At 62.5% G+C, this 12,909-nt stretch carries 15 protein-coding genes and 1 pseudogene; 6 read left to right on the top strand and 10 right to left on the bottom strand.

Going from position 1 to position 12,909, the window contains the following annotated elements:
* The 6 genes from NKH35_RS26925 to NKH35_RS26900 form a co-directional block, all read left to right on the top strand.
* A partial coding sequence (locus tag NKH35_RS26925) for a KTSC domain-containing protein (protein WP_352916962.1) occupies nucleotides 1-312 on the top strand: 312 nt, incomplete at its 5' end.
* Between the two features lie 462 nt (nucleotides 313-774).
* Nucleotides 775-1,407 carry a DUF4142 domain-containing protein gene (locus NKH35_RS26920; RefSeq protein ID WP_023689422.1) on the top strand — a complete coding sequence of 211 codons (633 nt, stop codon included), beginning with the start codon at nucleotides 775-777 and terminating at the stop codon, nucleotides 1,405-1,407.
* A 75-nt stretch (nucleotides 1,408-1,482) separates the two neighbouring features.
* On the top strand, nucleotides 1,483-1,839 hold the full coding sequence (locus NKH35_RS26915; RefSeq protein ID WP_023685250.1) for a hypothetical protein: 357 nt from the start codon (nucleotides 1,483-1,485) through the stop codon (nucleotides 1,837-1,839).
* A gap of 39 nt (nucleotides 1,840-1,878) precedes the next feature.
* Nucleotides 1,879-2,319, top strand: coding sequence for a hypothetical protein (locus tag NKH35_RS26910; RefSeq protein WP_031202956.1), 441 nt, complete (start codon nucleotides 1,879-1,881; stop codon nucleotides 2,317-2,319).
* 203 nt (nucleotides 2,320-2,522) lie between these two features.
* Nucleotides 2,523-2,729 carry a hypothetical protein gene (locus NKH35_RS26905; protein ID WP_023673164.1) on the top strand — a complete coding sequence of 69 codons (207 nt, stop codon included), beginning with the start codon at nucleotides 2,523-2,525 and terminating at the stop codon, nucleotides 2,727-2,729.
* A 317-nt stretch (nucleotides 2,730-3,046) separates the two neighbouring features.
* The gene (locus tag NKH35_RS26900) at nucleotides 3,047-3,220 is read left to right on the top strand and encodes a DUF3606 domain-containing protein (protein WP_023689424.1); all 174 of its coding nucleotides are present in this window, start codon (nucleotides 3,047-3,049) and stop codon (nucleotides 3,218-3,220) included.
* A 253-nt stretch (nucleotides 3,221-3,473) separates the two neighbouring features.
* On the opposite strand, the gene NKH35_RS26895 is transcribed toward NKH35_RS26900, so the two are convergent.
* The 10 genes and pseudogenes from NKH35_RS26895 to NKH35_RS26850 form a co-directional block, all read right to left on the bottom strand.
* Entirely contained in the window at nucleotides 3,474-3,641 is a 168-nt protein-coding gene (locus tag NKH35_RS26895) for a hypothetical protein (RefSeq protein ID WP_155927361.1), read from the bottom strand.
* 572 nt (nucleotides 3,642-4,213) lie between these two features.
* A pseudogene (locus NKH35_RS26890) lies at nucleotides 4,214-4,506 on the bottom strand (Rieske 2Fe-2S domain-containing protein).
* A 27-nt stretch (nucleotides 4,507-4,533) separates the two neighbouring features.
* Entirely contained in the window at nucleotides 4,534-5,628 is a 1,095-nt protein-coding gene (locus tag NKH35_RS26885; protein ID WP_023685252.1) for a fatty acid desaturase family protein, read from the bottom strand.
* A gap of 118 nt (nucleotides 5,629-5,746) precedes the next feature.
* A complete protein-coding gene (locus NKH35_RS26880) occupies nucleotides 5,747-6,922 on the bottom strand; it encodes an aldose 1-epimerase family protein (protein WP_023673170.1) in 1,176 nt (391 codons plus the stop codon).
* Complete coding sequence (locus tag NKH35_RS26875) at nucleotides 6,916-7,713, bottom strand: ATP-binding cassette domain-containing protein (RefSeq protein WP_023689425.1); 798 nt, start codon at nucleotides 7,711-7,713, stop codon at nucleotides 6,916-6,918. The genes NKH35_RS26880 and NKH35_RS26875 overlap by 7 nt, the downstream gene beginning before the upstream one ends.
* The gene (locus NKH35_RS26870) at nucleotides 7,710-8,714 is read right to left on the bottom strand and encodes an ABC transporter permease (RefSeq protein WP_050586906.1); all 1,005 of its coding nucleotides are present in this window, start codon (nucleotides 8,712-8,714) and stop codon (nucleotides 7,710-7,712) included. Before NKH35_RS26870 ends, NKH35_RS26875 begins: the two co-directional genes overlap by 4 nt.
* A gap of 61 nt (nucleotides 8,715-8,775) precedes the next feature.
* Nucleotides 8,776-9,717: a sugar ABC transporter substrate-binding protein gene (locus NKH35_RS26865; RefSeq protein WP_023689426.1), complete on the bottom strand. Its 942-nt coding sequence runs from the start codon at nucleotides 9,715-9,717 to the stop codon at nucleotides 8,776-8,778.
* 55 nt (nucleotides 9,718-9,772) lie between these two features.
* Nucleotides 9,773-10,687: a sugar phosphate isomerase/epimerase family protein gene (locus tag NKH35_RS26860; RefSeq protein ID WP_023689427.1), complete on the bottom strand. Its 915-nt coding sequence runs from the start codon at nucleotides 10,685-10,687 to the stop codon at nucleotides 9,773-9,775.
* A gap of 26 nt (nucleotides 10,688-10,713) precedes the next feature.
* Nucleotides 10,714-11,811 carry a Gfo/Idh/MocA family protein gene (locus NKH35_RS26855; protein WP_352916960.1) on the bottom strand — a complete coding sequence of 366 codons (1,098 nt, stop codon included), beginning with the start codon at nucleotides 11,809-11,811 and terminating at the stop codon, nucleotides 10,714-10,716.
* Between the two features lie 35 nt (nucleotides 11,812-11,846).
* Nucleotides 11,847-12,908, bottom strand: coding sequence for an ABC transporter ATP-binding protein (locus NKH35_RS26850; protein ID WP_023689428.1), 1,062 nt, complete (start codon nucleotides 12,906-12,908; stop codon nucleotides 11,847-11,849).
* Nucleotide 12,909: the final 1 nt, after the last annotated feature.

Here is a 12,909-nt window from a genome sequence, read left to right as displayed (position 1 = left end):
CGAAAAGCGCGGCCACATATTCGAATACAGTTTCAGCCTGTAGCTGGCGATCCAACTCGGCTAGCTGAGTTTGGATGGCATACCATGCCGTCGACCTCGATACGCAAGTTCGACTATGACCCCAGCACCAGGGTTCTCTCGGTTTGGTTTGTAGCGAGCGGGAAGCATTACGAGTTTTTGGACGTACCTGCTGAGGCCTTTGCCGCGTTCAAAGCTGCCTTTGCCAAGGGCGTCTATTTTAACAGCCACATCCGCAATCGTTATGCATTCCGGCTCGCGGCAGGGAGGGTAGCACCCGCTTCGGGCGATTAACAGAATCTCAGATTCGAGGCGGCCCGCGCCACCCCAGGGGAGCAACTGTGCGAATTGACCCAGGTTCCGAGGGCAAACGAAAGAGCCCGCCGGCCGGGGCCAGCGGGCGCGTTTTATACTAAGCTAGGTGTTGGGCCTATTTGCCCATCATCATCGCAGCTTTGCAGAAGTTTTCATGGGCCTGTCGGACAGGTCTGCCACGACGCGTGACCCACGGCGACGGGTCGGCAAACAGCGCACTCCTGCGCATCCACTGGGCTTACGAAGTCGGTCGGCTGCTCTGCGATCATAGTGCCTTGTCGGAGAACCGCGCTGAGCTCCGCGCAGTCACCGGTCCTGCAATACGGCCGGATCTATGATCAAAGCGCTGAGCAGGAGCCATTCGGGGTCTACGCCTGCCGCCCGGTATTTATTGTCACAAAAAGGGGAACAACGGCAGCTCGGCCGTGTTGGGAGCACAACATGTATTTCGTCAAAGTGCTTTTGGCTGCGATCGCCATCGGTCTCATCAGCCCGGGGGCAATGGCTCAGACCGCGACGACGTCCCCGCAGGAATTTGTCAAAGCAGCTGCGAGTTCAGACATGTTCGAGATCCAGTCGAGTGAGTTGGCGCTGCGGAAATCGAAGACATCACGAGTGAAGGAATTCGCTCGCATGATGATCAAGGACCACACGAATTCTTCCAAGCGGCTCATTGCGGCGGCAAAGAAGGACGACGTCGCAGTGGCACCGGAGATGACAAGCAAGCATGCTGCCCAATTGGAAGCATTGAGCAACGACAGCAGAGGGGCGTTCGATAACGCCTACGTCGACGCCCAGGTTGCAGCGCACCAGGAAGCCCTGACGCTGATGACCTCCTATGCGGAAAACGGTCAGGAAAAACATTTGGCGGCCCATGCGAAAAAGACCGCGCCGGCTCATCCGGCAGCATTTCAAACATGCCCAGCAACTGAGCAAGAGCGGTTCTCAGGGCTGAGTGGATCTGGCCACGACGTTGGTTCTTCGCGGCGCTGTGGAGTCTGTGCCAACCCTCTGGCACTGCCTCCGCCCCCAGGGACGCTGCAACCTTCAAGCGGTCGTCGATGCAGGCTCTAAAGGGTGCGTCGCTCAGGTAGTCCGGCGTGCAAGCACCAGCGTCGTCGAATTTGCCAAACGAACAGGAGACCTGACATGCCAAAGCAAAACGAGACCTCGCATTCGAGACGAAGTGACTTCGCCAATGATGAACCCATTCGCCCGGAGGATGCCGCCGTGTTGGACAGCCCCGTGGGCCACGAAGACAGGCACGGCGCGGAGCCAGGTTTCGGGGGAGCCGACGATGTCGACCAGCCGATCGGCGCAAGGCCCCGCAGCGAAATTACCGGTCGTCATGATGAAGGGGCAGGCGCCAATGAGACGATCGACGGCTTAAGCGAAACCGAGGAACTGACCCGCAGCTACGCCGAGGACATACCAACCGGTGACAATGATGAGGAGGAGGAAGACATCCCTGTCTTCGAAAGAGGCCGAAGCAACACCGAACTCTGAGCGCGCCAGGTTGAACCCCGCACGGTGAGGAACATGACAATGAGCACATTCGGACTTCGGGTTGCGTCTTTGGGGCTCCGGGCTTTTTTGGGACTGGCGGCCTCGCTGACTTTGGGCGTCGAGGCATCTGCGCAGACAAGTCAGCCCGCGCAGCAATCCGGCGACTCGTCGCAAACAGCCAAGCAGGGTCGACTGCCGGCGCAAGGATCGTCGCCGACCGGCAAGGATGATGTCGGCGTTGACGTCTCGCTCGGCCGGCCGGAGGTGAAGCAACAGGTTGCAAGACATCTGGGAGTGGCTGAGACCGAGTTGCCACTGGCGGTGCACGTGCCGATCGCGCTCGCTTCGCAAGTCTGCGGGCAAGAGGTATTTACCGCCCGCGCCAATGTAAACCGAAGCTGCACCGCGACGAAATTCATTCCGGAAATCGCCGAGGCGGCACGCAACCATCCACAAACCTCCGCGGTACCGGAGCAGTAGCACCGAAAATGTCCGAACCCGGCGCGACGGTCGTGCCATGCTTACCCGAGGGTAGCGCTCCAACCCGGGGTAAATCAGCCAGCCCCACCGCCGTCTGTTTTTGGCGGCATGCATGATGGCGTTCGCCGCCATCTCTTAACCAATGTGAATGCTGTTGCTCCGCAGCCACGCTACGAGATCCTGTCCGAAGCGGAGGCAGGCAGATGCCACTGGAATCCCTGATCGATCAATATGTGAGCAGCCGCAAGCGGCGGGGTCTTTTGTCGATACGGCACGCTCTCGAGGCGTTGAAAGAGGCCGTTCCGGCGCTGTCGATCGGCGAAAGCCATCTTGTCAATATGATCGCCGAGCGAGCGCTCGCCTTTGGCCTCGCCATCCACTTCGATCATTCCGGCGAGAATGCCGGGTAAGACATCCACGAGCGTCTGCTGATGCTACAGGACGAGGAACTCGGTGTTCGCGTAGCTTCATTGCCTGGTGGGCGGATCTTTCCGAGGCTGCTCCCATCCGTGTTCTGGGCGGGTGGTTAAAGTCGCCGAAGCGATGCCACGGCGTGCACCGAGCCCACCCCGGCGTTGGACAAGCTCCCCCAGCTTTCGCCAGTTGGAGCTTTCGTCTACTCGCAGCAGCCCTAGCGAGGCTCGATCAGCCTCCGCGTTGGGCGGTCTCGGGTTTTGCTCCAAGGGGGCGGTTCGGGCCGGCGAATTGAGGTTGAAAGGAGAAGATGATGACGGACAACAAAACCGAGCGTGATTTTCGCGACAGGAACCGGGTCTCGTCCAACGAACGCAACGAATTCTTCCATTTTGCCCAGCAGAACGGCATCACGCCTGAGCAGGTGATGGAGCTCATCAAAGCCGCCGGGAATGACCGCGCCTCGTTGCGGCTGCGAAGGAATTGAAATCAGTTTCCCGGGGCGGCTCGCTTACGGCATGAAGCCTCGCTGCCGAGGAGAACCTTGAGCCGTGGTGAGAATTTGAGTGTAGCATCATCCTGACGCACACGCGGAGCAGGTCGAGCGTGAAAGTGAAAATTGTACCCCTGCCCAACATGCGGCAAGCGCTGGAGGTTCGAGGCTGCGCAGATCGGCTATGGTCACCCCGAACCATAATCCACTCCAACCCGAGTCCTGGACGCACGGCGTGGCACCGAGCCTACTTCCTGCCGTCGTTCAATAATAATCCCGCGCCGCAGTCAGCCAGCGAGATCACCGTCGTCTGCCGGACGCGTGTCGGCTTCCAAACTGACAACGCACAGCCTTTGTAGCGACGCTTTCCAGCCACGATCACCTGCGCAGCTTTGCCGCGCTCGCTGCGCACCAATAAATTCCATCTCCTTCCCTCACACTGATCTTGTTCAGGCGGTCGTTTTGCCGCTGCGGTAGGCGCTGTCCTTCCGCTTCGATCGCGGTAGCGCCCAGTATCAACGCTGCCAGATCAAACCGCACAATCAGCACCTCAAAGCTGATCAGCAGAAGCAGCAGTGAATCAGGACCTCGTCGATCAGGGTCAAAGGGCCAAGCACATATGTCTGGGCACGGTGACCGTGGCATAGCCGGCGCTGCAATGACGGCGTCGGTGCCCGTCTTGTGGAGCCGGAAAGCCCAACTTAGAAAACAGTCGGCGGTGCCGATCTCGAAGAAATTCTAGCCCGGCACGGTGAACAGGCTGGGGGCCGCATCGCGATCTAGGGTTCAGCACAACTCCGGCGGCATCGAGACGATCGACCTCAGCCCGGTCGGCGGCCCTCGGCCACGTCCATGACCAGCACGCGCAGCATGGTCAGCTGGCGCTTACCCTCCATGGCGCGCCCGTCGGCGACGGTCTGTCTCTTTCGGCTCAGGAAAACGTCACTCTGAGTTTGCTAAACGCGGTGCTGGACCGGTTACCACGCGTCAGATCTGGATCATCACCTTGCCGGCCTCGATTCTCATCGGATAGATCGCGAGCTTGACGCAGACCGGCGCGCCCTTGACCTGGCCGGTCGCAGAGCGGCCAATGTGCTTCAAGGCATTCGATGACGTCGTCGATCACCAGCCCTTCGGCTAGATGCGCCTTCTCATGGGTCCAATATCCGTCGGTGGCGAAGAGCTCGTCATCGGGCGAGCGGCAAACCGCGAGGATCGAAGCAGATGACATCCTCTTCCTCGATGTCATCGACCGCGCACGCTTCAATCCAGTCGGCCATCTCCGGCTCCCGCACCATCCGCTATGGCTATTCAGCCGCCGCCGACATATCCACCTGGTGAAATTCGCCGCGATAGGGTCTGGCTGTCGGCGGCAATTCGCGCTTGAGATAAAAATCCTCGTACCGCAGCTGCTTCAGCAGCACCGGCCAGACCTCGCGATAGGCATGCCACATCGACGGGTTCGCTACCGGCAGGTCGTGCTTGATCAGCTCGTGCAGCCTCGGCAGCGCATGATAGGGCACCATCGGGAACATGTGGTGTTCGACGTGATAATTCATGTTCCAGTAGATGAAGCGGCTGACCGGGTTCATGTAGACGGTGCGGGTGTTCAGCCGATGGTCGACCACGTTGTCGGCCAGGCCGATATGCTGCAGCAACCCTGTCAGCACCATGTGCCAGCTGCCATAGAGGCGCGGCAGGCCGATCAGCACCAGCGGCAGCAGCGACCACGTGAACAGCGCCAGCCCGACTGTCGCCGCATAGATGGCGACATGCCAGCGCGCAGCGATCACCGCCTTGTGCTGCTCCATCTCGGGGATATAGCTCTTCTCTTCATCGGACAGCTTGCCGAACGCCTGGCGCACCAGCGCCGGCAGCGAATAGCGGAAATCGAGAATACCGGTGAAGGCGAGCGCCGCCCGCAGCAGATCTGGGGGGCGCATGACGGCGATTTCGGCATCGCGGCCGACGATGATGGTATCGGTGTGATGGCGGGCATGGCTCCAGCGCCATTGCACGGGGTTGCGCATCAGCATGAAGCTTGAGATCTGGTAGACGACATCGTTCATCCAGCGCGTCCGGAACGCGGTACCGTGGCCGCATTCGTGCCAGCGCGAGTCGCTGGACGAGCCGTAAAGCACGCCATAGACGAACAGGAACGGCACCACCCACCACGTGGCCCAGAACCATACGATGCCGGCGGCCGACACCAGGATCGCGGCGACCCAGATGATCGTGTCGCGGATCGCCGGCCCGTCGGAGCGTTGCATCAACTCCTTGATCGCCTTGCGCGGGACATCGGTGTGATACCATTCGGCCGAAGCCAATCCGGTCTCAATGGCGCGCTTGGTGCTTTCACCGACCAGGCTGTAGTCGCGCTTCCTGCTTGCCGTCATCGTCATCTCCGCTTTCCCGCCTGCGCTCCGCAAGGGCCGCCTGGGGCCGGCCGGGCCGCGCCTGCTTCCGTATTCCGGCGCACTTCCCGCCCGCCGCGGCAACCGATCGTGCGTTTCAAGCCGGTCACGCCTGCAGTCTCGCAAAAGCGCCCGACGGCGCAGGGTAATCCTGTTGCGGCTGCCGGGCGATCGACCCTATCCTCGCTTCCGCTTGGGCGATCTGGCCGGCACCGTCGAGCACCCGGAACACGGCGTCATAGGAGCGGCTTTCGCCATGGTCCAGCCAGATCATCTCGCCCCGTTCGCGCGCGGCGAGATTGCCCAGAACATGATGCGTCGAAGGTTCGATTCCCAAGGCATATAGGCCGGCCTGGAAGTTCTGCCACTGATAGGTGCAGGGCAGCTGATCCTTGCGGGTAACGACCTCGAAGCCGAGGCCCAGGTGGTCATTGACGACGGCCACCGGCACCTCGCCCGCCGCATCGGAGCCAAGCTCGTGCTCCCAGACCTGCTCGCTGAACCCCAGCTGCGGCGCCGGCACGGTTCGGTAGCCGACTTTCTGCGCCTCGTAGCGTTCGCCGGCGTGCGCCGCCCAGACGACATCCCGGATCGGCGCCAGGTAGCGCGAACCCTCGTCGAGCAAGGGATGGCTGACATTGACGTGATAGAAATACATATGCGGCGTGCGGCTGAAACCGTGATTGACGACGCGGTCCGACAGGCGGATCTCGCTGCCGCCGACATCGGCCTCGATGCGGCGCAGCAAATGGAGATCCTCGCCGAACACGGTTGCCTGCTGGACGATGCCTTCCGCCCACAGCACGCAGCGGTCGCCGTCCCAGGCCTCGCCGTAGCCGGTCAGCCGCGCCGGCACGGTGCCGATGCGGCCATGCAGCGAGTGCAATACCCGCTTGCGCCCGGGATAATTGTAGCTTTCGGCCGGCACGTCTTGCCGGCCCAGTATATGATCGAGGCCGCAGGTGACGAGCAGCCCCGAGAACGACCGGCCAAAGGCGAAACCGTCCTCCCCTTCATGCTCGTGCAGTCCGGGGTGGCGAAAGCCGCTCGGCGAATGCCAGCCGATCGCCTGGCCCCGGAAGTCGCAATCGGCGATATCAAGCGCCCGGTCGACCAGCGCCGTGAAGCGCAGGCCGGAGCCGGTGCGGAACTCGAGCATCCGGATGCCGCGCTCCACGCCGTCGCCGAGCGTCATAAGCCGCACACCGGCAAACTGCGACAGCATGCCGGACCGCTCGGCCACCTGCCTTCGCGACAGCGTCTTGCCGTAAAGCTCTACCATGCGACGTCCTTCACTTTGCCCGCCTCCTTGAGCAAGGCCGACATGTCGGCGCCGGTGATGATGCTTTCCACCGTCAACAGGTCGGTGTCGGCGACCGTCTGTTCCGCGACGATTTCGCCGCGGCGCATGACGATGATGCGGTCGGCGACCTGGAACACGTGGTGGATGTTGTGGGTGATGAGCAGCACCGAGTGGCCGGCGTCGCGCACCTCCTTGACGAAGCGCAGCACGCCGTGGGTTTCCTCGACGCCAAGATTGTTGGTCGGCTCGTCGAGTATGATCACCTTGGCGGCGAACTGCATGGCGCGCGAGATCGCGATCGATTGCCGCTCACCGCCCGAGAGCGTGCTCACCAGTGCATCGGCATCGAGCTTTTTCGAAATGCCGACCCGCTTCAGCAGCGCCGAGGCGGCGTTGCGAAGCTTGGCGAGGTCGAGGGGCGCGAACACGCCGAGCCAGCCGAAATTGACCGGCTCCCGACCCAAGAAAAGATTGCGCGCGATGCTGAGGTCCGGCGCGAGCGATGTGTCCTGATGGATAGTCTCGATGCCGAGGTCCATCGCGTCGCGCGTCGAGCGGATCGACGCCTTCTCGCCGCGCACGAAGATGTCGCCGTGGTCGGCCGGGAAGACGCCGGAGATCGCTTTGATCAGCGTCGACTTGCCGGCGCCATTGTCGCCAAGCAGGGCAACCACCTCGCCTTCGTTGAGGGTGAACGAGGCGTTCTTCAGCGCACGCACGTTGCCGAAGGACTTTTGCAGGTCTTGCAGACGCAGCACTTCCATCGTCAGCTCCTTGCGGCGTTCTTCTGCAGCAAAGCGTGCAGGATGAGCATGGCGAGGATGATGACGCCGACGAAGATGTTGTATGCCAAGCCCGGCACGCCGATCAGCACGATGCCGTTGCGGATGGCGCGCAGCATCAGCGCGCCGACGATGGTGCCGAGGATGGTGCCGCGCCCCCCAGTGAGCGCCGTGCCGCCGACCACCACCATGGCGATCACTTCGAGTTCGTAGCCGGTGCCGGCCACCGGCGAGGCGGCCGAAATCCGGAACGCGCTGATCATGCCGGCCAGCCCGGCCACCACCGAGGTCAGGATGAACAGCCAGATCTTGACCGCGTCGGCCGGCACGCCGCGCGCCACCGCTGCGTTGCGGTTGCTGCCGATGGCGCTGATCCAGTTGCCGAGCTTGGCGTAGCGCAGGATGTAAATCGCCAGCAGCGACAGGCCGATGAACCACCAGAGCGAGGTGTAGAACCGGAACGAGCCTACATTGAAGCTGCCGGCAAGCAGCGTGACGAAGAAGCCGGGCTGGTCCCACGACTTCAGGGGGAATCCCTGCGTGATGTAGAGCGCCGCGCCGCGCACGACGAGCAGCATCGACAGCGTGACCAGGAAGGAGGAAATGCCGATCTTGGTGACGATCAGCCCGTTGATGGCGCCGATCGCGATGCACAGCACAAGCCCGGCCAGGAGGGCGACGCCGATGTCGATACCGCCATTCTGCACCAGCAGCATCACCACGACGGGCGCAAGGCCGAACACGGCGCCGACCGATAGATCGAACTCGCCCGCCGTCAGCAGCAGCGTCATGCCGAGAGCGATGATGCCGAGCTCGGGCAGGAACGCCATCATGTTGGATATGTTGAGCGGCGACAGGAAGTTGCCGTCGGCGATGGCGAACACCACGAGCAGCACGATGAGGATGATGAGCGAGGAGAATTGCGGCGAACGCAGCAGCGCAGACCTGCCCTTCGCTCGCTGCGTGTCGTCGTCTGCTGTGATTGCCATATCTGTCAGGACCATGCGTTTCGTCCGGCGCCCCCCTTTTGGGGGGGGGCGCCGATTGTCGTCACTTGTTGTAGAGTTTCAGGATCGGCTCGACGCTCGAGGCGTCGTAGAGGCTGAATGTGTGAATGTCGTAGCCGATCGGCTCGCCAGAGGCCGCTAGCCCGAGCAGCGCCACCGGCATGAAGCCCTGCGCCGACGGGTACTGCCAGGCCGCAGCATTGACGAAGCCGGACTTGACCGCCTCGGCCGTCTCCTTTGAGTTGCCCCAGCCGACGACCGGGACCTTGCCGGCCGACACACCGGCCCCGTCGAAGACGCGTTTGATGCTTGCTGCCACGGAATCGCCCAGTGCAATGATTGCCGGCGGATTGTTGGCGACCATGTAGTCGGTCATCTTGGCGATGATGCCGGCCGGGTCGGTGCCGCAATCGACCACGTCGTACTTGATGCCGAGCGGATCGAAGACGCTGGCGATGCCCTCGGTCTCGAGCTGCTGGTAGCTGGCGCCCGGCACTTCGACCGGCAGGAACACCTTGTCGCCCTGCTTCACCATCTTGTGGTCGACGAGATACTTGGCCCAGATGACGCCCGCTTCCCTGAGGTCGGCCCCGACATAGGCCTGCCGCCCGGTCGCCGGATCGTCGGTGTTGAAGAACACGATCGGGATGCCGGCGGCCTTGGCGGCCTTCACCTCCTCCGTCCACAGGCCGGGCTGAGCCGAGGTGGTGGCGATGCCGTCCGGCTTGGCGGCGAGCGCCGAGTTGAAAGCCTCCTTCTGCGCCGCCATGTCGCCGCCGCTGAACGAGATCTTGCAGGTCACCTTGAGCTGGTCGCAGGCCTTGGTTGCGCCGGCATTCCAGTCGATCCAGAACGCGTCCGAAGGGCCACCATGCGACAGCAGATAGAAGGTCTTCTGGCCGTCCTGCGCGAATGCCGGCAGGCTCAAGGAGACCCCGGCCACCAGCGTTGCCGCAGCAGCCACTTTCAATGCGAATTTCAACATTCATTCCTCCCTTGGTTGGAGTTGCGCCGCCATGCGCCGGCGGCGCAACCGGCGCTCACAGGCCGTTGGCGCGGAACTTCCCGTCGAGGAATTTCTTCGCGCGCGGCACGTCGTCTTCCGAGAGATGCTCGATGATGACCGGGATGTTTGGGTGCTTTTCCGCCAGCCGCTGCAGATAGAGATCGTAATTCAGCGACCCCAGCCCGGGCGCCGGCAGCTCGATCTCGCCGACGCCGCGGAAGGTGTGGCTCTCCATCGCATCCTCGTCGCCGATGTCGGCATGCTTTTCCGACTTGTCGCTGCCCGAACGCTTGACGTCCTTGGCATGCGCGATCTTGATCTTGTCGGTCAGCGTATCGAACACCTGGTTCAGGATCTGGTCCATCCTGTCGATGTTGTGGGTTTCGAAATAGTTGGTCGGATCCATCAGCAGGCCGAGGCCCGGATGGTCGACCTGGGCGAACATCTTCACCGTCTCCTCGACCGAGCCCACGACGTTGTTGACGTAGGTCTCGAGGAGGAAGACCGCGCCATGGTCATAGGCGGTCTGGGCAAGCTCGGCGATCACCTTGCGGCATTCCTCGAATCCTTCCTCGGTCTTGTTCTTGGGATGATGGACCCAGTCGGATTCGGTGTTGTAGGTGCCGGTCTCGGAGATCACGTAGGGCGAGCCGAAGCTGCGGGCGTTGCGGATGATCTCCTTGAGATAGCCGACGCGCTTGTCGCGCTCGGCCTTGTCGGGATGGATGATGTTGGTGTAGCCCGACACGCAGCAGATCGGCAGGTTGTTGTCGCGGAAGACGTCGCGCACCTGCTTGGCCTTTTCCTCAGTGATCTGCCCGGCCGACAGATCGATATCCCTAAAATGCAGGTCGAGCTGCACCGTGTTGAAACCGAGCCCGCGGATCTTCTTCGCCGTCTCTTCGAGGCCGTACGGGAAATAGCCCGTGAAAATACCTGCCTGCATCATGATGTGAATTCCTCCCTGTAAGCGATTCAGTTGGCTGATTTTATCGAGATTTCGGAAAGCTTGACGGTGCGGCCTTGCGCCATCGAGCGATAGCCGGCCTCGACCAGCGCCATCGTCTTGACGTTGTCGGCCACCGATAATGCCGGCGGCGCGCCTGTCTTTACCGCATGCTGCAGTTGCTCCATGACGCCGATGAAGGCATGCGGGAACCACATCGTGTCCCAGCTCGGGCTGACCCATTCGCCGCCGGTCGTCTCGGTCGAGGCATAGGTCAGCGTCGAGGCCACGCCTTTCGGCCAGCCGATCGTGCCTTTGGCGACACCCTTGGTGCCGTCGACGCGCCAGTTGATGTGCTGGTCGTCCAGATAGCCCTCCTGGCGCGGTCCGGACCAGACATACTCCAGCGCCACCGCGAGCAAGCCCGAGGGAAAGCGCAGAGTCGAGACGGTGATGCCGTCGCTATCCTCGAACGCCGTGCGCGGGTCCTTGCGTGTCAGCGTGGTGATTTCCGAGGGATCGCCGAACAGGAATCGCAGCACGTCGAGATGATGCACGCTCATATTGGCGAGCGTCAGCCGGTCGTAATCCTGAAGGAAAGTCTGCCAGTGCGGGATCGCATGCATGTCGATCTGCGCGAAGACGATGTCGCCCAGGGCGCCGCTGTCGATGATCTGCTTCAGCACGCGCATCGACTGGTCGTAGCGCATGTTCTGGTTGACCGAGAGGATCTTGCCTGACTTAGCTGCCTCGTCGCGCAGCTTCACGGCTTTATCGACCGACAGCGCCAGTGGCTTCTGCGCCAGGATCGCCTTGATGTGAGGCTGCTTCAGCGCATGGCGGATCAGCGCCGGCTGCAGATCGGGCGGAAACGCCAGGTCGACGATCTCGATCTCGGGATTCTCGATCAGCTGTTCCGGTGTGTCGTGGACGGTCGGGATGTCCCAACGCGCGGCGACCTTCTGCGCATTGGAACGGGTGCGCGAGGCGATCGCCACCACGTTGAACCCCGCTTCGCGATAGGCGGCAAGATGGCATTCGGCCATGATCATGCCAGCGCCGATGCAGCCGATACGGTATTCTTTCGTGCGGACCTTCACGTCCGGCTCGAAGCCTTCGCTCGCCATGTCTTCCTCCCGCAATTCTGTTTTCGCAGCCGCGATCATCTCGCCAACGCGCCTCCGTCCTGCCCGAAATAATGCACCCGGGCCGGCTCGCAGGATATCGCTACCACCGCATCCGGCCTGATGTCGGGCTGGCCGCGCAGCAGCGCCTTCAGCCGCGCCTCTCCGGCGGCGAGCGTTACCACCGTGTAGCCGCCAAGCGGCTCGACCTCGAATACGCGCGCCGGGCGGCCAGCGCCCCCGTCGACCCAGGGCCGGACCTTGATGTCCTCCGGCCTCAGCCCGATTTCGATCGCGTCGGCCGGAGCAGCGCGATCGTCGATGCTGACCGTGCCTTCGGCGGCCTCGACGCCATCTTCGCCGCGAACGGATTTAAGGATGTTCATCATCGGCGAACCAAGCAGTCGCGCCACATAGGTGTTCGCCGGGCGGTCGTAGATCTCGGACGGGGCGCCGATCTGTCGGATCCTCCCATTCTCCAGAATCGCGATGCGGTCGGCGATCGACATCGCCTCTTCCTGGTCATGGGTGACGTAGATCAGCGTCTTGCCGAGTTCGCGCTGGATGCGCTTGAGCTCGACGCGCGTTTCCTCGCGCAGCCGCGCATCGAGCGCAGAGATCGGGTCGTCCATCAGATAGGCGTTCGGGTCGCGCACCAGGGCCCGGGCTATGGCCACGCGTTGCCGCTCGCCACCGGAAAGCTGCGCCGGCGGCTTGTGAAGGATGTGGCCGATATGCAGCTTGGCGGCGACGTCGGCGACACGCTTCTCGATCTGGGCCTCGGCGACCTTGCGCTCGACCAGCGGGAAACGCACATTTTCGCGCGCGCTCATATGCGGGAACAGCGCCAGGTTCTGGAACACCATGGCGACATTGCGCTCGGCCGGAGAGACGGTGTTGACCGGTTTGCCGCCGATCAGGATCTCTCCGGCGTCAGGCGTCTCCAGCCCGAGCACCAGGCGCAGGATTGTCGATTTGCCCGCCAGCGGCGGCCCGAAGAAGCAGAAGAATTCGTTGTCATTGACGGTGAACGAGGCGTCGTCGACGGCGAGCGTCGTGCCGTAACGCTTGCTGACATTGCGAAAGACGATATCGGCCATG

Origin of the sequence: Mesorhizobium sp. M1143 (genome assembly GCF_040318435.1) — a bacterium.
Lineage (GTDB): Bacteria > Pseudomonadota > Alphaproteobacteria > Rhizobiales > Rhizobiaceae > Mesorhizobium.
Note: the sequence above shows the minus strand (reverse complement) of the source record. Positions and strands in the feature narration are given on the sequence as shown.